Below are 19,469 nucleotides of genomic sequence, written 5' to 3'. Positions count from 1 at the left end.
GGCGCTCGGCCGGCCGGCCCGGGGCGGCGGCCGGCCGAAGCCGTCCGGCGTCACGCGTCAGGAGGTCGGCACCTGCTCCGTCCCGGACTCGGGCCCCGTCTCCTCGTCCTCCTCTTTGGCCCCGGCGGGGGCGTCGCTCCAGCCGTAGGCCAGCGAGGCGCCGGTCATGGCCACGAGCATGCCCACCATGAACCCGCCGAGGTTCGACGTCATCCAGCTCGCGATCGAGAACAGCAGCGCCAGGATCGAGTAGAACGTCCGGTGCTGGGGGTCGAACAGCAGGCTCAGGCCCAGGACGCACAGCACGATCGGGACCACGTACCCCGACACGCCGTACAGGCCCATGTGCAGGATGACTTTCCAGGGCACGTAGAACAGCGACAGCATCTCGGCGCCGCCCGCGAGCACCAGGAACCCGCCCCAGAACGGACGGGTGCGGCGCCAGTGGCGGAAGGCCAGGCGCGCCCGGCGCGCTGCGGAGGGCCGGGCCTCCGTCGCGGCGGGCGCGCCTTCTTCGTGTTCTGTCACGCTCAGCAGCCGTTGTCCGAGAAGGTCATGCTCAGGTTCGGCAGCTTGAAGGTCGCCGCGGTGGCCGCCCAGTTGTGCTGGCGGACGTTGGTGATGTCGACGCTGTCGGCCTGCTGGCCGAACACGCCCAGCGGACCGGCCAGCGAGGGGACCTCGGTCATGGTGCTGGCGTCCTGGCCGATGGAGATGTTGTTGAAGTCGGCCTCGTCACCGACCAGGGAGTCCGAGTCCAGCACCAGGTTGGTGGCGGTCACCGCGTTGGCGCCGCCGCCGGCCTTGATCAGCAGGTTGGTGCCGACCAGGTTGACGCTCTGGCACAGGTTGTGGATCGTCGCGTTCCGGATGACCGACACGAACACCAGCTGCTGGCCGTTCTCGTCCTGCAGGTTCGGGCTGCCCGGCGCGGTCTGGTCCAGGCCGCCGTACTGCTGGAAGCCCTCGCCGTGCAGGCTGGAGGCGGTCACGTCGAACGGCATCCCGGAGATCGCGAACTGCACGCCCAGGGCGCCCTGCGCGGTCGCGAACACCAGCGCGCCGGTGGTGGCCAAAGCGGCCAGGCCGGGCACGGCGGCCCGCCGGTAGCGGACCCTGCCCTCGGGCTTGGCGGGTTTCGTCGCCATTCGGCTCCTTTCGATCCTGTCACCAGGCGTTGGTCGACGCCGGCGCCGTGGTCCACGCGCTCTTCCGGCACCGGCTGTGCGGAGAATGTGAACTGGATCACACAAAAGGTGACCGACCGGTAACATACTCTCAGGGTTTTGAATCGGTCAACCGTTCGCTCCCTGATTCACTACCCGCTGCTCGCCCCGGTGACACCGGCTCCGGCCAGCGCCGGAACGCACGGGGCGACAGAGCGCTGATGCGCTCCGCGGGCCTCGGCCGCGGCGCGCGCCGCCGGCTCCGGCCCGGCGAACGGCGCGACCACGAAGTAGACCAGGTCCGGCAGCAGCCCGGGCAGTTCGGCGCCCCGCCCCTCGGCGATGTACCGGTAGAGCGTGCCGTAGGCGCCGGACACCACGCCGCGGACCAGTTCGTCCCGGTCCACCTCGGGCGGGGTGGCCGGGGCCGGGGCGAAGAAGGCCTCGAAGTCGCGCAGCCGGCCGGCCCGGGCCCGGCGGCCCTCCGGGCCGACCGCGTCGATCTCCACGATCGCCGCCGCGGCGAACGCCGGCACGCTGCTGAGCACGTCCAGCAGCACGCCGAGCACCGCGCGGGTGGCCCGGGTCCAGCTCTCCAGGCAGTCCGGACGGGCCGGGGCGCCGGTGGCGGCGTCCTGGCCCACGGCCCCGGCGTAGGCGTCGCGCAGCATCGCGAACAGCACGTCGGTGCCGTGCCGGTAGGCCGCCAGGAACGCGCCTTGTTTGCTTTCGAAGTGCTCGTAGAACGCCGGTCGCGTCACGCCGGAGGCCCGGCAGATGTCGCTCACCGAGGCGTTCGCATAACCCTGTTCCGCGACGGTGCGGACCAGGCCGTCGTAGAGGCGGTCGCGCTGCGCGGCGGCCACTTGCTCGCGCGGCACGCGGCTGGGCCCGCGTTTGATGGCGCGCTGGGGATCCCGGGCGTCGCGGGCGCCGGGCAGCGGGGCCAGGGCCGCCGACGAGACGGTGACGTGCGGCGCCTCCACGATCGGCGGCGGGAGACGGGTGGGCGTAACGGACATCTTCACCCCCTGAGGGTTGACTGGCGAACCCAGCGGAGTTACAACTCCCACGAGTTTTGTTACCGGCCGGTATCGGAGCGTGATCCGTACTACCCGCACCATCCCGGCGTCCTCTGCGACGCCTCCCCGCCACTGTAGGCATTCCCCGCTGACGAGGGAGCGTGAACATGGCTTTCCGAGGCCTGTTCCACCGGTTCAGAAACCGTGCACTGGCCGCGGCAGCGGCGGGGGCCGCGCTGGTCGCGGTCGCCGCCGCGCCCGCGGCCGCCACCACTGGTCAGCCTTCGGGCCCGTATACAGGCATGGGCACCTGTCCCACCGCGAGTGCCCCGATGCAGAGCCCGGACAACGCGATCGTGGGCTGCGTGGTGGCCACGATCGGCGGGGGCGGGTTCACCGTGGGCTCCACCAAGGTGAACTTCACCTCACCGATGACGGTCACGTTCGGCATGTACTGGTCGGCCACCGGCCCGACGGTGACCTTCCCGGACGGGACCACCGCGGCGCTGTTCTCCACCGCGGCCCCGACCGACGGCAAGGAGCTGACCGCGAGCCCGCTCGACGTCCCGATCCCGGGGCTGTCGAACTTCTGGCCCGGCGTCACCAGCGCCATCGTGCTGATCGAGCCCGCCGGGCCGGTGACGGCGTTCGCGCCGTTGTCCGCCGGCGAGAACTATCCGTTGTTCAAGCTGCCGATCAAACTGCACCTGCTCAACGCGTTCCTGGGCCTGAACTGCTACGTCGGCTCCAACAGCAGTCCGATCGTGCTCAGCCCGACGGCCGGCACCACCAGCCCGCCGCCGCCCAACCAGCCGATCACCGGCGACCCCGGCACCATCGCGATCGACAACGATCCGAACGGGTTCGGCACCTCGGTGATCGACTTCAGCGGCGCGACGATGGTCGACAACGCGCTGTCCGTGCCCGGAGCGCACGGCTGCGGCCTGTTCGACTCCGCCGACTGGATCGTGAACTCGCTGTTCGGGGTCCCCTCGGCGGCCGGCCACAACACCATCACGCTGACCGGCGTCGGCAGCACCATCGCCGTCGACCCGAGCATCAGCGACCTGACCAACGCCATCAACGCCACACGGAAGTGAGACCCGCCATGCGCAAGCGCACCCTCGCCACCGCGGCCGTCGCCGCCTGCGGACTCGCCCTCGGCATCGCCGGCCCGGCCGGCGCCAGCACCGGCGGCGTGCTGACCGTCGGCAGCGCCGGCGGTACCGACGTCAACGTCGGCGACACCCTGACCGGGGCGATCTCCAGCAACTTCGTCTTCACCACCAGCGGGGGCAAGATCACCTGCACCACCGGCCAGTTCACCGCGACCGACTCCACCAACGGGCCGGTCGGCGGCACCGCCACCGAGAGCATCTCGCAGCTGCACGCGGACGCGGCGAACTGCACCACCACCATCTCGGGCACCACCAAGGTGGTCAGCGTGGAGATCAACGGCGCCGCCACCGGCACGGTCACCGACGGCGCCAGCCCGACGCTGCACGTCACCGGCCTGGACGAGAAGGTCACGCTGAGGTCCATCCTGGGCACCAACGTGGTCTGCGACTTCGGCACCACCGGCTCGGTCACCGAGATCGACGGCGCGCTGAGCAACACCACCAACGGCGCGACCTTCACCAACCAGCCCGTCAACAAGATCACCGGCTCCAGCCTGTGCCCGGCCAACGGGACGTTCTCCGGCGGGATCGGCCCGATCAAGGACACCACGCAGGCCAGCCAGAACACGTTCGTCAACTGACCCGCTGAACCGGTCCGGAGTCGGCACTCCAGGCAGTACTCTGGACCGCCCCACCTCGGAGGGGCCCGGTCGGGCTCCGGGCTCCTCCGCCAGTCCTGTCCTGGACCTGTCCTGGACCTGCCCTGGACCTGCCCTGGACCGTCCTAGACCGTCCTAGACCTCGGCCCCCGCCGACCACTCCACGACCAGCTCGTCCTGGGTGGCGAAGCGCATCAGGTGCCGGGCGACGACGTCCTGCACGGCCGCGAGCCGCTCCTCGTCCTCGGCCCGCACCGTCAGCACCAGGGTGCCGGGCTCCGCGAGCAGGACGCAGCCGCCGGAGCTGAAGGTCAGCGTGCCCGAACCGCCGTCGTCGGACTGCTCGGCGTCGACCTTGCGGCCGAGGTGGGACACCAGCTGCTTCAGATAGCGCTCGGGGCGCTCCGTACGGACGTGCGCGACTGACTCGATCATGCCGCCATTATTCCGGCCGTCCCGTCACCACCCCGTCACCGTCCGTCCCACCTCGGCTTGTCGCGCGGGCTCGTCACCCGACAGCGGTACCGTCCCGCGTCACTCGCTCTCCGTCTCCGCCGGCTCCTCCGCCGCAGCCGGCCGATCCGCGAGCGCCCGGCGCCGCATCGCCACGTCGCTCAGCGCCGGCGGCTTCCAGCCGCCGTCCTCCCAGACCAGTTCGCGTCCCGGGGGCACGATCGCGTCGATCCGGTCGAGGGTCGCGTCGTCCAGGACCACGTCCATGCCGGCCAGCGAGGCCTGGAGCTGCTCCATGGTGCGCGGACCGATGATCACCGACGTCACCGCCGGGTGCGCCAGCGGGAACGCCGTGGCCAGTTGCGGCAGGGTGCAGCCGAGCTCGTCGGCCAGCTCGGCCAGCTTCTCGACCGCGTCGTACTTCGCGGCGTTGGCGGGCAGGGCCGGGTCGAAGCGCTCGGCGGCCAGGGAAGCCCGGCCCGAGGAGTAGTCGACCTCCCGGCCCCGGCGGAACTTGCCGCTCAGGAAGCCCCACGCCAGCGGGCTCCAGGTGAGCACGCCCATGTTCAGGCGCCGCGCGGTCGGGAGCACCGAGCGCTCGATGCCGCGGGCCAGGACCGAGTACGGCGGCTGCTCGGTGCGGAACTTCATCAGGCCGCGGCGCTCGGCCACGTGCCACGCCTCGACGATCTCCTCGGCCGGGAACGTGGAGCAGCCGAAGGAGCGGATCTTGCCCGCGTGGACCAGATCGGTCAGGACGCCGAGCGTCTCCTCGATGTCCGTCTTCGGGTCCGGGCGGTGGATCTGGTACAGGTCGATCCAGTCGGTTCGCAGCCGCCGCAGGCTGTCCTCCACGGCGCGCACGATGTAGCGCCGGGAGTTGCCGCCGTGGTTGCGCTGGTCGTCCAGCGAGAAGTGGACCTTGGTCGCGAGCACGATGTCGTCGCGCCGGCCCTTCAGGGCCTTCCCGACGATCTCCTCGGACTCCCCGCTGGAGTACATGTCGGCGGTGTCCACGAAGTTGATGCCGGCGTCCAGGGCCGCGTGGATGATCCGCTCGCCGTCGGCGTGGTCGGGGTTCCCGATCTTGCCGAACATCATGGTGCCCAGCGCGTAGGTGCTCACTTCGATGCCGGTGGCACCGAGCACTCGGTAATGCATCGTCATGCCCCGGACGTTATGACCTGGAGTCGACTCCAGGTCAACCCCCGCACCCCGCGCGGCCGGAGCACCGGCTCGCGCGGGGGGCTAGGACTTGACCGCGCTCCCGCCGAGCCACTGGTTCCAGCTCTCCTGCCAGTCCCCGTAGCCGTTGCCGGGCGCCACGCTCTTCGGCGAGTTCACCACCTGCACCAGGTCCCCGGGCATGGTGTTCTGGAACAGCCACGCGGCGCGGTCCATCGACAGACCGACACAGCCGTGGCTGACGTTCGCATAACCCTGCGAGCCGACGGACCACGGAGCGGCGTGGATGTACGTACCCGAATACGTCAGGTGGATCGCGTACCGCACGTCCGGGATGTCGTACTCGTTGCCGAAACCGACGGTCGAGGACTGCATGTGGACCGACGTCGACTTGTCGATCACGGCCATGGTGCCGCCCCAGGTGTCCGCCCCGGGCTTGCCGCCGGTGACCGGGAACGAGTTCACCTGCTTGTCGTTCTGGTAGATCGTCATGCGGTGCTTCGACAGGTCGATCAGCGACAGCTGCTTGCGGCCCACGGTGAACCCGAACGCGGTGTCCCCGCCGCCGTACTTGCCGTCGCCGGCGGGCACGCCGTCCAGCTCCAGCGACACCTGCACCTTGGTGCCCGGCTGCCAGTAGCTCTCCGGGCGCCAGTCCAGCCGGGCGTCCGACAGCCAGCTCCAGTGCCCGGCCTGCGGTGGGTCGGTGACCACCCTCAGGGACTTCTCCACCGCGGCGCGGTCGGTCACCGGGCGTGTGAACTGCACCAGGATCGGCATGCCGACGCCGACCGTGTCGCCGTTCTGGGGCGCGGTCGCGGCGAACTTCAGCTGCTTGTCGGCCTCCGGGGCGAAGGTGGTGAAGGACGACGTCCGCGACACCTGGGTGCCGTCCGAGGCCACGCCGGTCGCGGTCAGCGTGTACCGGGTGCGGGTCTTCAGATGGGAGTCGGCGGTCCACGTGGTGCCGTCCGGGTTCAGCGACCCGGGCACGGCCCGCCCGTCCGGGCCGGCGAGCACCACGGCGGCCAGCTTCTCGCCGGACTGGGCCGTCACGCTCACCGGAACCTCGGTCCGGATGTTCGTGGCCCCGTCGCTGGGTACGCTGGTCAGCGGGATGGGGGTGGCGACCGGCTCCACGGCGGCGCGGGCGACGAGCGGGACCGCGCCCGAGGCCAGGGTGCCGCCCACCAGGGTGGCGACGGCGGCGACGCCGAGGGTCCGGCGGGGATGGCGCGGAGTCGTCCCGGTGCGCACTCTGGGCTTCCTCAGGTTCGTGACGGATGAGCGGTGCATGTTGATATATGTGCGCCGCTTCCTCCGTATATATGCGAAACGATGCTCCGATCGAAGGAAGGCGCGCTGAGTTGTCGCCCAAGAGGTCCAAAGTGGTTTGATTCCCAGGTGAGCGATTTCGCGGGCGACGCCCTGTCCTGGACCCCCGACCTGGCCGCCGCGGACCGGGAACGGGTCTGGCACCCGTACGCCCCGATGCCGTCGGTGGTCGAGCCGTTCCCGGTGGCCGGCGCCGACGGCGTCCGCATCCGGCTGGCCGACGGCCGCGAGCTCGTCGACGGCATGGCCTCCTGGTGGTCGGCGATCCACGGCTACCGCCACCCGGTCCTGGACCGGGCCGTCCGCGACCAGCTGGACGCCATGGCGCACGTCATGTTCGGCGGCCTCACCCACGCCCCCGGCGTGCTGCTGGCCGAGCGGCTGGCCGCGATGGCCCCGGCCGGCCTCGAGCACGTGTTCTTCGCCGACTCCGGCTCGGTGTCGGTCGAGGTCGCGATCAAGATGTCCCTGCAATACCAGCGCTCCCAGGGGCACACGGCCCGCACCCGGCTGATGACCGTGCGCGGCGGCTACCACGGTGACACCTTCGGCGCGATGGCCGTCACCGACCCGGCCGGCAGCATGCACCAGCTGTGGGCCGACGTGCTGCCGCGGCACGTCTTCGCCGACCGGCCGCCGGCCGTCTGCACCGAGGAGTACGCCGCGCACCTGCGCGGCCTCGCCGCCGAGCACGCCGACTCGCTGGCCGCGGTCATCGTCGAGCCGGTCGTCCAGGGCGCCGGCGGCATGCGGTTCTACGACCCCGAGGTGCTGCGCGTGCTGCGCGCGGTGTGCGACGAGCACGGCCTGCTGCTGGTCTTCGACGAGATCGCCACCGGCTTCGGACGCACCGGCGAGCTCTTCGGCGCCGGCCACGCCGGCGTGAGCCCGGACATCATGACCGTCGGCAAGGCGCTGACCGGCGGCTACCTGACCCTCGCCGCGACGCTGTGCACCGCCCGGGTCGCGCACGGCATCTCCAGCGGCGAGGCGCCGGTCCTCATGCACGGCCCCACGTTCATGGCCAACCCGCTGGCCTGCGCGGTCGCCTACGCCTCCACCGGCCTGCTGATGGAAGGCCCGTGGCGCTCCCAGGTGGCGGGCATCGAGAAGCTCCTCACCGAGCACCTGGATCCGGCGCGGGAGCTGCCCGGGGTCGAGGACGTCCGCGTGCTCGGCGCCATCGGCGTGGTGGAGATGGAGCGGCCGGCGGACATGCGCACCGCCACCAAGGCGGCGATGGACCTCGGGGTGTGGATCCGGCCGTTCGGGAAGCTGCTCTACGTGATGCCGCCGTATGTGACCCCGGACGAGGACGTCGTGCGGATCGCCGAGGCGCTGGTCGCGGCGGCGCGCGTCTCGGGGCGGTGAATCGGCCGAAGGTCGCGATCTCGGCGCCGGGCACCCGCACGCCGCGCAGGCCGCTCTTCCGCGAGTGACCGATAAGCCATACCTTTCCAAGGGTGACAGACCCCGCCGCCACCGCTCCGGTGGGCCTCGACCTGGTCGCCGTAGCCGCCCACCTCGCCGAGCGGGCCCCGGATCTGAAGGCGCGGGAGCCCCTGTCCGCGACGTTGATCGCCGGCGGCCTGTCCAACCTGACGTACGAGATCCGGGACGCCGGCGGGCGGTCGTGGATCCTGCGGCGGCCGCCGCTCGGCCACGTGCTGCCGACGGCGCACGACATGCGGCGGGAGTTCCGGGTCGTCTCCGCGTTGCACGGGACGGTGCCGGTGGCGCGGACGCACCTGCTCTGCGAGGACCCGGACGTGATCGGCGTGCCGTTCTATGTGATGGAGAAGGTCGAGGGCGTCGTGCTGCGGGCGCGGACGCAGTGCGCGGCACTCGCGCCGGCCCAGGCGCGGGCGGCGAGCGAGGGGCTGGTGGACGTGCTGGCCACGCTGCACTCGGTGGACCCCGACGCGGTCGGCCTGGCCGACTTCGGCCGGCCCGAGGGCTATTTGCATCGGCAGCTGGACCGGTGGGAACGGCAGTACGCCGCGTCGCAGAGCCGTGAGATCAGAGGCCTGTTCGAGCTCGGCGACGGGCTGCGGGCCGCCGTGCCGGTGACGCAGCGGTCGGCGATCCTGCACGGCGACTACCGGCTGGACAACGTGATGATGCGGATCGACGACGGGGGTGCCGGCGACGGCGGGGTATCCGTGGCCGCGGTCTTCGACTGGGAGATGTCGACGGTGGGCGACCCGCTGGCGGATCTGGGACTCCTGTTGACGTACTGGGAGGACCCGGGGCACCCGGCGAAGGGCATCCTGTCCGGAGGCGGCGGCCTGACCAACCACGAAGGCTTCCTGAACAGCCGCGCGATCGTCGAGCGGTACCAGGCGGCGACCGGACTCATCGTCGACGACCTGGACTGGTACGTCGCGTTCAGCCACTACAAGCTGGCGGTGATCCTGGAGGGCATCCGCTACCGGCACGAACAGGGCCTGACCCTCGGCGAGGGCTTCGAGCAGGCGGGCGCGGCGGTGCCGACGCTGGTCGAGGCCGGGCGGAAGCATCTGGACCGGACGCGGTAGGGGCCGCGACCGCGGCTCCCCGTCGACCTGTCGGCACCGCACCGTACTTCGCGGCTAGCCGGTCCTCCCCCACATCACCGCCAGTCGGCTCAGCCCTTCGTGTCCGTGGCCCTCGGCCACCGCGCGGTCGATCACGGCGCGCGCCGCGTCGAGCATGCCGGTGTCCAGGCCGCGGGCCCGGGCGGCGGCGGTGACGTGCGCGATGCCGGAGGCGGCGGAGCCGATGGTGGAGCGGTCGCCGGGGTGGCGGCCGTCGGCCAGTCGTCCGCCGAAGCGGGTGGCCATCTCGGGGAGCAGGGCGCCGATGCCGGCGGCGAAGGCCGCGAAGTCGGGTGGGGCGATGCCTTCGGCGGCGGCGAGGGCGAAGCCGTGGAGGAGGCCGTTGGTCGCGGTCGCGAAGACGTCGAGCAGCGCCACGTCGTAGGCGCTGGCGCGGGCCGGGTCGGGGCCGAGGTGGAGGATGCGGCCTCCGAGCACGGCGAGGGTGGGGGCCACGGTGGCGTGGACTGCGGGGTCGCCGCTGAACAGGATGGTCCCGGACGGGGTACCGATCATCGGGGTCGGGGTGAGGATGGCGCCGTCGAGGTAGGGGACGCCGCGGTCGGCGGCCCAGGCCGCCAGCTCGCGGGCCTGGTCGGGTGTGCCGCTGGTGAGGTTGATCAGGGTTCGACCACCGAGGTCGGCGGCGGCCAGGGTGCGGCGGACCGCCGGGTAGTCGATGAGGCAGGTGACCACGATGTCGGCGGCGGCCACGGCGTCGGAGGGGGACGGCGCGATGGTCGCTTCGAGCCCGTCGGCCTTGCCCGGCGTGCGGTTCCAGACCGTCACCCCGGGGCCGAAGGCGGCGGCCAGCGCGCGGCCCATCGGCCCGAGTCCCAGGACCGCGACATTCTGTGTGCTGGATTCCATGCCGCGACGCTAAAGGCTGACGTTGACGTGAGGGTCAAGCCCGGGGTCTGCTGGAGGGGTGAAGATCGGCGAGCTGTCCCGGCGCACCGGCGCCTCCGTCAGGGCCCTGCGGTACTACGAGGAGCAGGGGCTCCTCGCGCCCGAGCGCCTGCCCAGCGGTTACCGCGACTACGACGAGCGCAGCGTGGTCACCGTGCATCGGGTGCGGGTTCTGTTGTCGGCGGGCCTGAGCACGGCGTCGATCGCCGAGATCCTGCCGAACGTCGTCGACGACTCGGTGGTGCTGACCGGCCGCTGCCCCGAACTGCGCGAGGGGCTGGCCGCCGAGCGCGCGCGGATCACCGAGCGGATCGAGGCGCTGACGGCGGCGCGCGACATCCTGGACTCGCTGATCGGGCGCCCGCTGGTGGTCAGCGGTCGGTAGCGGTGGTGGTGACCGCTCCCAACAGTGCCGGCAGGAACCGGCGCTCCAGCGTCCCCGGCGGCAGCGCCTCCGGCTCGACGTAGCTCTGCGCCAGAGCGCCCTCGCGGATCGCGATCAGCATCCTGACCAGCGACTCCACGTCGACACCCGGTCGCGGCCGCAAGCCGGCGCGCGTCAGGAGCCCGGTCAGCAGCCGGGCCGCCTCGGCCCGCAGCCGGGCGTCGTGGTCGGCGAGCCGGCGCGCGGCGTCCGGGTCGCGGATGGCCGAGAGCGTGAACTCCGTCGTGACCAGGTACCAGGTCCGCTCGTCGTCGTCGATGTCGGCGAGCGCCGCGGCGATGCCCTCGAGCGTGACGGGCCCCGCGCCCAGCGCGTCCGCCTGCTTCTCGAAGCGTTCCAGCACCCGTGCGGCGTGCCGGTCGAACAGCGCGAAGAACAGCTCCTCCTTGCTGGTGAAGTTCGAGTAGAAGGCGCCACGCGTGTAACCGGCCCGCTCGCAGACGTCCTCGATCCGCGTGCCGCCGAAGCCGGTGGCGGCGAACGCCTCCAGCGCGGCGTCGAGCAGGCGGGCCAGCGTCTGGGGCCGGCGCTTGGTCAGGCCTCGGGGCACGGGCTCTTGACACCTCCTCGGGAGTGGGAAACGATCCGACCACGCATCCGATACGCGAATGTATCCGATAACCGGAGGGGCGGCCATGACCACCACCGAACCCGGCGTCGAGCAGGTCGAGCAGGCCGTGGGCAACGCCGCCCAGGACCTCTACTTCCCGCTGCCGCCGACCTTCGACACCGTCGAGGCGGAGCGCCGGTACCGCAAGGAGCAGCTGGCCGCGGGCTTCCGCATCTTCGGCAGGTTCGGCTTCTCGGAGGGCGTGGCCGGGCACATCACGGTCCGCGACCCGGAGTTCCCGGACACGTTCTGGGTGAACGGCTTCGGCCAGTCCTTCAACCAGATCAAGGCGTCGGACCTGATCCGCTGCGACCACGACGGCAACGTCCTCGAAGGCCGCTTCCACGTCAACCGCGCCGCCTTCGTCATCCACGCCGAGGTGCACCGCGCCCGCCCGGACGTGATCGCCGCCGCCCACTCGCACTCCCTGTACGGCAAGGCCTTCGCGGCGCTCGGCATCCCCCTGGACCCGATCACCCAGGACGCCTGCGCGTTCTTCGAGGACCACGGTCTGTACGACGGCTACGGCGGCGTGGCCGGCGACGTCGAGGAGGGCAAGCGCATCGCCGCCGCCCTGGCCGGCCACAAGGCCGCGATCCTGCAGAACCACGGCCTGATCACGACCGGCGAGTCGGTCGCCGAGGCGGTGTGGTGGTTCGTGACCATGGAGCGCTCCTGCCAGGCCCAGCTGCTGGCGATGGCGGCCGGCACCCCGAAGCTGATCGACCGCGAGACCGCACTGATGGTGCGCGAGCAGATCGGCGGCCACTTCGCGGGCTGGTTCCAGGCCCGGCCGCTGTGGGACCAGATCGTGGTGTCGGACCCGGATCTGTTCGACTGACGGCCGGTCGCCGAACGGCCCGGCCGCGGCCGGCCGTTGTGGACGCCGCGAGGTCGATCGGCGGCTCAGGAGCTGATCGGCCTCGGCGTGCGCCGACCGCGGCGACCGCCCAGAACGCGCCGAACGCGCCGAACGCGCCGAACGCGCCGAACGCGCCGACGACGGCCGCCGGACCGGAGTCCGACGGCCGTCGCGGAAGGCGGGCCGGCGCGTGTGGCGAGGGCGGCACTGTCTCAGGACATCAGCGCCGACCGTCCCAGGGGTGGCGCCCGGTCCTGTCCGGGCGCCACCGCCCTAGCCGGCCGCGTCAGCCCGCCGGCCTGGGGCGCCCCGCGTCACGGCATCGCCGCGAGGTGCGGGGCGACCGTGTTCACGAAGCTGTAGCCGCTGCTCGCGTCCCAGTTGATCGACCAGGTCATCGCGCCGCGGATGGCCGGGTAGGCCGTCGAGGGCACGAACGAGCCGCAGCTGGTCCTGGCCGCCAGGCAGTCCAGGGCGTTGTTCACCGTGGACGGGGAGACGTAGCCGCCGCCGGCCGCGCCGCCCGTGGCCGGCAGGCCGAGGCCCACCTGGTCCGCGCGCAGGCCGCCCTGGAGCTGGATGCAGGCCAGTGCGGTCATGAAGTTCTCCGTGCCCTCGGCGTAGACGCCCTGGTCGCATCCGTTCATCGAGCCCGAGTTGTAATACTGGGTGTTGACGATGGTCAGGATGTCCTTGATGTTCAGCGCCAGCTGGAAGTACTGCATGCCGGTGGACTGCATGTCGATGGTCTGCGGCGCCATCGTGATGATCAGGCCGGAGCCCGCCTTCGCCGACAGCGACCGCAGCGCCTGCCCCATGTAGGTGGCGTTGACGCCGTTCTCCAGGTCGATGTCCACACCGTCGAAGCCGTAGCTCTGCATCAGGCCGTAGACGCTGTTCGCGAAGTTGGTCGCGGCCGTGGAGTCGGCGACGCTGATCGCGCCGTTCTGCCCGCCGACCGAGATGATCACCTTCTGCCCGCGCGAGTGCAGGGTGCTGATGTCCGCCTTGAACTGCGCGTCGGTGTAGCCGCCGAGCGTGGAGGACAGCTGCGGGTCGAGCGTGAACGTCACGCCGCCGGGGTGCGACGCGTCCGCGTCCGCGAACGCCACCGCGACCAGGTTGTAGCCGGCGGGCGTCGCCGCCAGCTTCAGCGGCGTCGCGCTGTTCACGAAGTCCTGCCAGTAGCCGGTCAGCACATGCTTCGGCAGCGTGCCGCCACCGCCACCACCGGACGTCGTGGCGCTCACCGCACCGGACTTCGCGGACTCGCCGGCCGAGTCGGTGGCCGAGACCGTGTAGCTGTAGGTGGTCGAGGCCGTCAGACCGGTGTCGGTGTACGACGTGCCGGTCACGCTCGCGACCTTCGAGCCACCGCGATACACGTTGTACCCGGTCGCTCCCGAAGACGCGTTCCAGGACAGCGACACCGAACTGGACGTCGTCCCGGTCACCGCCAGGCCCGTCGGCGTCGGCGGAACCGTGGGACCACCGGAGGTGGTGGTGCCCGTGACAGAGGTCGACATCGCCGACTCACCGGCCGAGTTCGTCGCCGAGACCGTGTAGCTGTAACTGGTCGACGCGGTCAGACCCGTGTCGGTGTAGGAAGTGCCGGTGACGCTGGCGACCTTCGAGCCACCGCGATACACGTTGTACCCGGTCGCCCCCGAAGACGCGGCCCACGACAACGACACCGAACTGGACGTCGTCCCCGTCACCGCCAGACCCGTCGGGGCGGATGGCACCTGAGCCGTGCCACCCGGCCCGACGAGCGCGACGTCGTCGGCGTAGTAGGTGCCCTGCGCGTACCAGCCGTGCAGGTAGATCTCGACGCTCGTGGTCGAGGCGCCGGTGGTGAAGCCGGTGGTCAGCTGCTGCCACGAGCTCGCGCCCGGGGTCCAGGTCGAGCTGTACCCGGTGGCGCCGAGGTAGACGTAGTCGCCCTCGACGTACGCCGACAGCGTGTACGCCGAGTTGGGCAGCACCGCGACGGTCTGCGTGCACTGCGCGTCGTCGGAGCCGGTGGCGGCGCCGGCCAGCGCGTGGCTGCCGCCGTGGACCGGCGAGGACACCACGCTGCCGGTGCCGCCGGTGCACGTCCAGGGGCTCAGGCTTCCGGTCTCGAAGCCGGGGTTCACCGCCAGGTTGCTGTCGGCGCGGGCGTGGGAGGCGCCCGTCGCCAGCGAGACCATGGCGGCGATCAGCGTCGCGGCCAGCAGGGCCGCGAATGCGCGGAGGCGCGTTCTTGCACAGGTCAATGCACACCTCTCTCGGGGGACAGAGTTCGGCCAGTGGTCTAAACCACGGGGGCTGTGTTCAAAATGGTGTAGACCAGAGGGAGTGTCAAGAGTCTGAACGCCCGGCGATTCCTAAGGGAATGCAAAGGTTCGCCAGTGCTCGGCGAGAAGCCCGGGTGGTTCCGTGATCGGCGCGAGCACCGGACCTCCGGTGAGCACGAGCGAAAGGACTCCGTCATGAACCTGCGCAACAGGCTCCTCCCCGTCGGCGCGCTGGTCGTCGCCCTCGGCGCCTCGGCCGCCGGCGCCGCGGCCGCCGCCGACATCGGCAAGGGCACGCCGCCCAAGCCGAATCCGGCCCCGGGTCAGACCATCGTGAAGTGCGAGGGCTCGACCCCCGGCGACAAGGACAAGGGCGGACCGGCCCAGAAGAAGACCGAGCCGGACTGGGCCGCGATCGCCGGGAAGCTGGGGGTCACCGAGAAGCAGCTCCAGGACGCGCTGGCGGCCACCAAGCTGTGGATCCGCGACCAGGCCCATCCGGCCCCTGACCTGTTCATCCAGCACGTGGCCGACCTGCTGCACCGGCCGGTCGCCGAGGTGAAGACCGTGCTGACCGACGCCGGCGTGTTCAGCGACGACGAGGGGAAGGACAAGGCTCCCGGCAAGACCCCCGACGGGTCCGCCGACAAGGCCGCGGCCGCCAAGTGACCCTCTCAGCACCGTCTCAGCAGGCGGCGTCACACTCTGCGCCATGCGCATCCTGGTAGTCGACGACGACCCGGCCGTCCGCCGCGCGCTGGAACACGCGCTGCGGCGTGACGGCTACCAGGTCTCGCAGGCCGCGTCCGGGACCGAGGCGCTGCGCGAGCACGCGCGCGCCGCCCCGGACGCGCTGGTGCTGGACGTCATGATGCCCGAGCCCAACGGCCTGGAGATCTGCCGGCGGCTGCGCGCCGCCGGCGACGGCACGCCGATCCTGCTGCTGACCGCCCGCGACCTGATCGACGACCGGGTCGCGGGCCTGGACGCCGGCGCGGACGACTACCTCGTGAAGCCGTTCGCGCTGGCCGAACTGCGGGCCCGGCTCAGGGCCCTGTTACGGCGCACCGGCGGGGGCGCGAGCGCCGGCGGCACCGAGACCCTCACCTTCGCGGACATCGCACTCGACACGGCGGCCTGCCGGGCGACCCGGGCGGGCGCGGTCGTGCCCCTGACCCGGACGGAGCTGGCCTTGCTGGAGATGTTCCTGCGCAACCCGCGCCGCGTGCTGAGCCGCACGCAGATCTTCGAGACGGTCTGGGGCTACGACTTCGGGCCGGACTCCAACGCGCTGTGGGTCGGCATCAGCTGCCTGCGCTCCAAACTGGAGGCCGGCGGACGGCCGCGGGTCGTGCAGACCGTGCGCGGCCTGGGCTACGTCCTGCGGGACGAGCCGTGAACCTGCGCGCGCGGGTCGCGATCAGCGGCGCGGTGGCCGTGGTCGCGGCCCTGACCCTGGTCGGCGCGATCGAGTACCCGGCCGTCGAGCACGGGCTGCGCGCCGACCTCGACGCCCAGCTGAGCAGCGCCCCGACCTCCGACCAGGATCTCAAGGGGGCCCTGGTCAAGCTGGAGGGAGCGAAGGTGGAGAACATCACGATCCCCTCCGGCAGCCGGCTGCTCGACATCCTGCTCGTCCCGGCGGCCGGGGCGTTCGACAAGCTCGCCCCGATCACCGCGCGCGACGTCGCCGTCGGGAACGGGACGGCGGCCCCGTACTTCGAGGACGTCCAGGTCGGCGACGGCACCCTCTACCGCGTCTACGTCGCCCCGCTCACGCTGAAGGACTACCCGGGCGCGGTGTCCCGCATCGCCGAACCCGAGTCCGACCGCACCAGGACGCTGCACCAGTTCGGCTGGCTGCTGGCGGCCCTGATCCCGGCGGCGGGGCTGGCGACCGCGCTCGGCGCGCGCGTCCTGGCGGCCCGGGTGCTGAGCCCCGTGGCGCGGCTGACCTCGGCGGTCGAGCACGTCACCGCGACCGGCGACCTGTCGACGCCGATCGAGGTCCGGGGCCGGGACGAGGTGGCCCGCCTGGGGCTGGCGTTCAACGCCATGACGAGCGCGCTGGACGGGTCGGTCGGGGCGCAGCGCCGGCTGGTGGCGGACGCCTCGCACGAACTGCGCACGCCGCTGACGTCGATGGTGACGAACCTGGAGCTGCTGGCCGAGCGGCCGGACGACCCGCAGGCGCCGCGGCTCATCGACGAGGCGCTGTGGCAGGCGCGGGAGCTGACGGTGCTGACCAACGGCCTGGTGGACCTGGCGCGGTACGGCGAGGCGCCGGCCCGGGACGAGCTCGTGTATCTGGACCAGCTGTGCACGGAACTCGCCGAGCGGCGCGGAGCGCAGTTGATGCTCGGACGCGGTCCGGAGCCGGAGCCGGGACGGACGCCCGGCCCCGGACCGGGGTGGGCGGCCGGAGCGGGGTGGGCGTCCGGAACGCCGATGACGGTCCGCGGCGACCCGGCGGCTCTGGAACGCGCGGTCGCGAACCTGGTCGACAACGCGCTGAAGTTCGGGACCGTGGCCCTGATAGCGGTGCGCCCGGCCGCCGGCGCGGTGATCATCGAGGTCTGCGACGACGGCCCCGGCATCCCGGACGCCGACCTGCCCTACGTCTTCGACCGCTTCCACCGCTCCGAGGCCGCGCGGGCGCTGCCCGGCTCCGGGCTCGGGCTGGCGATCGTGAAGCAGATCGTGGAGGCGCACCACGGCGTCGTCGAGGCCGTGCCGCAGCCCCGCGGCGCGCTGCTGCGGATCACGCTCCCGGCCGCAGCAGCACCGTGAACGGCACGCCGATCCGCCGCCAGGCCTCGGCCGCCTCCTCCCAGATCTCCAGGGCGATGTCGTAGGCGTCGAGGTCGGCGCGGGCGAAGGCGTCGCTGTCCTCGTACACGGTGAGGATGCCGCCGCCGCTGCCGGTCTCGGGCGGCGGCAGCCACTGCAGGTCGGCGAGGCAGTCGGCGAGGGCGTCCCAGTTGTGGCCGAAGTACGCGGGGAAGCCGTAGGCGCGCTCGCACTCGTTCAGGAACGAGGTCTTGTCGACGATCAGCGAGCCGTCCAGGACGACGCACCGCCACGCGATCTCCGCGGCCTCGGCCCGGATCTCCGTCACCGGGCGCTCCGAGTGCCAGAGGTGGACCCCGGGGCCGGCCTCGCCGAGAACGTGGGCCAGCGCTGTCATGACACACCACCTCGCACCACCCACAGGAAGGACCGGTAGTGGTCCGGGGTGTAGTAGAGCTCGCCCTGTTCACCGTGGACCAGCCGCCGCGCGCCGCGGTCCTGCGCGCCGGGGGTGACCACCGTGTATTCGCGGTAGTAGCCGCTCGGCTGCCGGGGCAGCAGACCTTCGCGGTTCTGGAAGCCGACGCCGTCCTGGCGGTACTGGAACGGGCCGCCGGCGTCGATGCGGCGGATCACGTCGCGGGCCTCGGCGGGGAGCGCCGACTCGGCGATCGTGCGCATGCCGGGCGGCTTGAGGGACGGATCGGCGGGACGGACCGCCGCGGTGCCGGTGGCCGTGTTCGCAGTCGTGGCCGTGGCCGCCGGGGCCGAGGTCTGGTTCGCAGAGGACGACTTCGCCCTCGACGGCGCGCTGCCGCAGCCCGCGAACGTGATGACCGCGACCAGCGCCGCGAGCACCGCGACGAGGGTCCGGGCGTTACGCGTCGGCGCTGACGTGGTCACCTTCGAACCCTAACGCAGGGTGACCACATCAGCGCCCATGGCACGCTAACCGCGCAGCAGGCCGGCCAGTTCGGCGGCCGCGGCGCCGGGATCGCCGGCCTCGGTGAGGGCCCGCACGACCACGATCCGCCGCGCTCCGGCGTCCATGACCTCGCCGAGGTTCTGCTTGTCGACGCCGCCGATGGCGAACCAGGGACGGGCGCCCTCGGCGAACGGCGGGGCCACCCGGGCCGCGTGGGCGACCAGGCCCAGACCCGGGGCGAACCGGCCGGGCTTGGTCGGCGTCGGCCAGACCGGGCCGGTGCAGAAGTAGTCGACGCCCGCCGCGGCGGCGGCCTCGTCGACCTCCGCCTCGGCGTGGCAGGAGCGGCCGATCACCGGCTCCTCACCGATGATCGAACGCGCGAGCGGCACCGGAAGGTCGTCCTGTCCGAGGTGCAGCACGTCCGCGGCGGCGCCGGCCGCCACGTCCGCGCGGTCGTTCACCGCCAGGAGCTTGCCGTGGCGGCGGCAGGCGTCGGCGAACACCTCCAGCGCCGCCAGCTCCTGCTTGGCCTCCATGCCCTTCTGCCGCAGCTGCACGATGTCCACGCCGCCGGCCAGCACCGCGTCCAGGAACTCCGGCAGGTCGCCCTGCCGCTGACGCGCGTCACAGCACAGGTAGAGACGCGCGTCGGCCAACTGGTCGCGCAGGGACGTCCGGGGGAGCGGCTTCCGGTGGGGCGCAGCGCTCACAGTTCGGCCTGCGCGCGCCGGCGCACCTCGGTCCCGCGGTTCTCGCGCAGCGCGTCCACCGGCGTGCCGGGCAGCGAGTCATCCGGCGTGAACAGCCAGCGCAGCGCCTCCTCGTCGGTGAACTTGGCGTCCTTGAGGAGGGTGAGCGTGCCGGTCAGGCCCTTGACCGTGTGGTCGTCGACGATGAACCCGGCGGGGACGGACAGGACGTTGTTCTCGCCGCGGCGCACCGCGATCAGCTGGTTGTCGCGCAGCAGCTGGCGGACCCGGGTCACCTGCACGCCGAACCGCTCGGCGACGTCGGGGAGGGTGAGCCACTCCCCCACCATCGCGTCGGTCTCGGGGTCGAGCGTTTCGCGCTGGGCCTCGACGGAGGTGGTTCCAGCAGCGGTGTTCTTCTCAGTCACCTCTCCAGCATGCCA

General features: G+C 72.0%; 22 protein-coding genes. 9 read left to right on the top strand and 13 right to left on the bottom strand.

The genetic code is table 11. The annotated features are described in order from the left end of the window. Window positions 1-57: 57 nt before the first annotated feature. From ABD466_RS33235 to ABD466_RS33225, 3 genes are all read right to left on the bottom strand, one after another. A complete protein-coding gene (locus tag ABD466_RS33235; protein ID WP_344661192.1) occupies window positions 58-528 on the bottom strand; it encodes a DUF6114 domain-containing protein in 471 nt (156 codons plus the stop codon). Between the two features lie 2 nt (window positions 529-530). Then, window positions 531-1,148 (bottom strand): DUF6230 family protein, encoded by a 618-nt coding sequence (locus ABD466_RS33230; protein WP_344661191.1) that lies wholly within the window; start codon window positions 1,146-1,148, stop codon window positions 531-533. Between the two features lie 170 nt (window positions 1,149-1,318). Further along, entirely contained in the window at window positions 1,319-2,188 is an 870-nt protein-coding gene (locus ABD466_RS33225; protein WP_344661231.1) for a TetR/AcrR family transcriptional regulator, read from the bottom strand. 167 nt (window positions 2,189-2,355) lie between these two features. Between ABD466_RS33225 and ABD466_RS33220 the strand changes: the two genes are divergently transcribed. Together ABD466_RS33220 and ABD466_RS33215 are read left to right on the top strand one after the other, a co-directional pair. Beyond that, the gene (locus ABD466_RS33220) at window positions 2,356-3,288 is read left to right on the top strand and encodes a hypothetical protein (protein ID WP_344661190.1); all 933 of its coding nucleotides are present in this window, start codon (window positions 2,356-2,358) and stop codon (window positions 3,286-3,288) included. Between the two features lie 8 nt (window positions 3,289-3,296). Continuing rightward, the gene (locus tag ABD466_RS33215; protein WP_344661189.1) at window positions 3,297-3,947 is read left to right on the top strand and encodes a hypothetical protein; all 651 of its coding nucleotides are present in this window, start codon (window positions 3,297-3,299) and stop codon (window positions 3,945-3,947) included. A gap of 153 nt (window positions 3,948-4,100) precedes the next feature. On the opposite strand, the gene ABD466_RS33210 is transcribed toward ABD466_RS33215, so the two are convergent. The 3 genes from ABD466_RS33210 to ABD466_RS33200 form a co-directional block, all read right to left on the bottom strand. Continuing rightward, entirely contained in the window at window positions 4,101-4,400 is a 300-nt protein-coding gene (locus ABD466_RS33210; protein WP_344661188.1) for a DUF2218 domain-containing protein, read from the bottom strand. Between the two features lie 99 nt (window positions 4,401-4,499). Next, window positions 4,500-5,579, bottom strand: a complete 1,080-nt coding sequence (locus ABD466_RS33205; RefSeq protein ID WP_344661230.1) for an aldo/keto reductase — start codon at window positions 5,577-5,579, stop codon at window positions 4,500-4,502. A gap of 87 nt (window positions 5,580-5,666) precedes the next feature. Beyond that, window positions 5,667-6,860 carry a L,D-transpeptidase gene (locus ABD466_RS33200; RefSeq protein WP_344661187.1) on the bottom strand — a complete coding sequence of 398 codons (1,194 nt, stop codon included), beginning with the start codon at window positions 6,858-6,860 and terminating at the stop codon, window positions 5,667-5,669. A gap of 147 nt (window positions 6,861-7,007) precedes the next feature. Here ABD466_RS33200 and ABD466_RS33195 point away from each other — a divergent pair, with 147 nt between their 5' ends. Both ABD466_RS33195 and ABD466_RS33190 read left to right on the top strand, forming a co-directional pair. Beyond that, window positions 7,008-8,309: an adenosylmethionine--8-amino-7-oxononanoate transaminase gene (locus ABD466_RS33195; protein WP_344661186.1), complete on the top strand. Its 1,302-nt coding sequence runs from the start codon at window positions 7,008-7,010 to the stop codon at window positions 8,307-8,309. A 92-nt stretch (window positions 8,310-8,401) separates the two neighbouring features. Then, the gene (locus tag ABD466_RS33190; RefSeq protein ID WP_344661185.1) at window positions 8,402-9,475 is read left to right on the top strand and encodes a phosphotransferase family protein; all 1,074 of its coding nucleotides are present in this window, start codon (window positions 8,402-8,404) and stop codon (window positions 9,473-9,475) included. Between the two features lie 54 nt (window positions 9,476-9,529). On the opposite strand, the gene ABD466_RS33185 is transcribed toward ABD466_RS33190, so the two are convergent. Continuing rightward, a complete protein-coding gene (locus ABD466_RS33185; protein ID WP_344661184.1) occupies window positions 9,530-10,384 on the bottom strand; it encodes an NAD(P)-dependent oxidoreductase in 855 nt (284 codons plus the stop codon). Window positions 10,385-10,442: 58 nt separating this feature from the next. On the opposite strand from ABD466_RS33185, the gene ABD466_RS33180 reads away from it, so the two are divergent. Continuing rightward, window positions 10,443-10,808: a MerR family transcriptional regulator gene (locus ABD466_RS33180; RefSeq protein WP_344661183.1), complete on the top strand. Its 366-nt coding sequence runs from the start codon at window positions 10,443-10,445 to the stop codon at window positions 10,806-10,808. On the opposite strand, the gene ABD466_RS33175 is transcribed toward ABD466_RS33180, so the two are convergent. Continuing rightward, window positions 10,795-11,418 carry a TetR/AcrR family transcriptional regulator gene (locus ABD466_RS33175; RefSeq protein WP_344661182.1) on the bottom strand — a complete coding sequence of 208 codons (624 nt, stop codon included), beginning with the start codon at window positions 11,416-11,418 and terminating at the stop codon, window positions 10,795-10,797. The genes ABD466_RS33180 and ABD466_RS33175 overlap by 14 nt on opposite strands. Before the next feature lie 85 nt (window positions 11,419-11,503). Here ABD466_RS33175 and ABD466_RS33170 point away from each other — a divergent pair, with 85 nt between their 5' ends. After that, window positions 11,504-12,319 carry a class II aldolase/adducin family protein gene (locus tag ABD466_RS33170; protein WP_344661181.1) on the top strand — a complete coding sequence of 272 codons (816 nt, stop codon included), beginning with the start codon at window positions 11,504-11,506 and terminating at the stop codon, window positions 12,317-12,319. Between the two features lie 335 nt (window positions 12,320-12,654). On the opposite strand, the gene ABD466_RS33165 is transcribed toward ABD466_RS33170, so the two are convergent. Beyond that, window positions 12,655-14,598: a fibronectin type III domain-containing protein gene (locus ABD466_RS33165; protein WP_344661180.1), complete on the bottom strand. Its 1,944-nt coding sequence runs from the start codon at window positions 14,596-14,598 to the stop codon at window positions 12,655-12,657. 216 nt (window positions 14,599-14,814) lie between these two features. Here ABD466_RS33165 and ABD466_RS33160 point away from each other — a divergent pair, with 216 nt between their 5' ends. From ABD466_RS33160 to ABD466_RS33150, 3 genes are read left to right on the top strand one after another with little or no spacing between them, the layout of a single operon-like run. Beyond that, window positions 14,815-15,288 (top strand): hypothetical protein, encoded by a 474-nt coding sequence (locus ABD466_RS33160; protein ID WP_344661179.1) that lies wholly within the window; start codon window positions 14,815-14,817, stop codon window positions 15,286-15,288. 43 nt (window positions 15,289-15,331) lie between these two features. Then, window positions 15,332-16,018, top strand: coding sequence for a response regulator transcription factor (locus tag ABD466_RS33155; protein ID WP_344661178.1), 687 nt, complete (start codon window positions 15,332-15,334; stop codon window positions 16,016-16,018). Next, window positions 16,015-17,409 carry a sensor histidine kinase gene (locus ABD466_RS33150; RefSeq protein WP_344661177.1) on the top strand — a complete coding sequence of 465 codons (1,395 nt, stop codon included), beginning with the start codon at window positions 16,015-16,017 and terminating at the stop codon, window positions 17,407-17,409. Before ABD466_RS33155 ends, ABD466_RS33150 begins: the two co-directional genes overlap by 4 nt. Here the strand turns inward: ABD466_RS33150 and ABD466_RS33145 are convergent. From ABD466_RS33145 to ABD466_RS33130, 4 genes are read right to left on the bottom strand one after another with little or no spacing between them, the layout of a single operon-like run. Then, window positions 17,381-17,806 carry a barstar family protein gene (locus tag ABD466_RS33145; RefSeq protein WP_344661176.1) on the bottom strand — a complete coding sequence of 142 codons (426 nt, stop codon included), beginning with the start codon at window positions 17,804-17,806 and terminating at the stop codon, window positions 17,381-17,383. The genes ABD466_RS33150 and ABD466_RS33145 overlap by 29 nt on opposite strands. Beyond that, complete coding sequence (locus ABD466_RS33140) at window positions 17,803-18,312, bottom strand: guanyl-specific ribonuclease (RefSeq protein ID WP_344661175.1); 510 nt, start codon at window positions 18,310-18,312, stop codon at window positions 17,803-17,805. Before ABD466_RS33140 ends, ABD466_RS33145 begins: the two co-directional genes overlap by 4 nt. 45 nt (window positions 18,313-18,357) lie before the next feature. Then, on the bottom strand, window positions 18,358-19,047 hold the full coding sequence (gene thiE, locus ABD466_RS33135) for a thiamine phosphate synthase (protein WP_344661174.1): 690 nt from the start codon (window positions 19,045-19,047) through the stop codon (window positions 18,358-18,360). Next, the gene (locus ABD466_RS33130) at window positions 19,044-19,376 is read right to left on the bottom strand and encodes an Rv2175c family DNA-binding protein (protein ID WP_344661229.1); all 333 of its coding nucleotides are present in this window, start codon (window positions 19,374-19,376) and stop codon (window positions 19,044-19,046) included. Before ABD466_RS33130 ends, thiE begins: the two co-directional genes overlap by 4 nt. Window positions 19,377-19,469: the final 93 nt, after the last annotated feature.

Source organism: Catenulispora subtropica (genome assembly GCF_039531675.1).
Lineage (GTDB): Bacteria > Actinomycetota > Actinomycetes > Streptomycetales > Catenulisporaceae > Catenulispora > Catenulispora subtropica.
The sequence above is the reverse complement of the archived record's forward strand: the minus strand, read 5'-3'. Positions and strand labels throughout refer to the sequence as shown.

Excerpts from the sequence above, each read along its gene's own strand:
- ABD466_RS33230 (WP_344661191.1), bottom strand. The coding sequence starts at position 1,148 with ATGGCGACGAAACCCGCCAAGCCCGAGGGCAGGGTCCGCTACCGGCGG.
- ABD466_RS33225 (WP_344661231.1), bottom strand. The coding sequence starts at position 2,188 with ATGTCCGTTACGCCCACCCGTCTCCCGCCGCCGATCGTGGAGGCGCCG.
- ABD466_RS33220 (WP_344661190.1), top strand. The coding sequence starts at position 2,356 with ATGGCTTTCCGAGGCCTGTTCCACCGGTTCAGAAACCGTGCACTGGCC.
- ABD466_RS33215 (WP_344661189.1), top strand. The coding sequence starts at position 3,297 with ATGCGCAAGCGCACCCTCGCCACCGCGGCCGTCGCCGCCTGCGGACTC.
- ABD466_RS33210 (WP_344661188.1), bottom strand. The coding sequence starts at position 4,400 with ATGATCGAGTCAGTCGCGCACGTCCGTACGGAGCGCCCCGAGCGCTAT.
- ABD466_RS33205 (WP_344661230.1), bottom strand. The coding sequence starts at position 5,579 with ATGCATTACCGAGTGCTCGGTGCCACCGGCATCGAAGTGAGCACCTAC.
- ABD466_RS33185 (WP_344661184.1), bottom strand. The coding sequence starts at position 10,384 with ATGGAATCCAGCACACAGAATGTCGCGGTCCTGGGACTCGGGCCGATG.
- ABD466_RS33170 (WP_344661181.1), top strand. The coding sequence starts at position 11,504 with ATGACCACCACCGAACCCGGCGTCGAGCAGGTCGAGCAGGCCGTGGGC.
- ABD466_RS33160 (WP_344661179.1), top strand. The coding sequence starts at position 14,815 with ATGAACCTGCGCAACAGGCTCCTCCCCGTCGGCGCGCTGGTCGTCGCC.
- ABD466_RS33155 (WP_344661178.1), top strand. The coding sequence starts at position 15,332 with ATGCGCATCCTGGTAGTCGACGACGACCCGGCCGTCCGCCGCGCGCTG.
- ABD466_RS33145 (WP_344661176.1), bottom strand. The coding sequence starts at position 17,806 with ATGACAGCGCTGGCCCACGTTCTCGGCGAGGCCGGCCCCGGGGTCCAC.
- ABD466_RS33130 (WP_344661229.1), bottom strand. The coding sequence starts at position 19,376 with ATGGTGGGGGAGTGGCTCACCCTCCCCGACGTCGCCGAGCGGTTCGGC.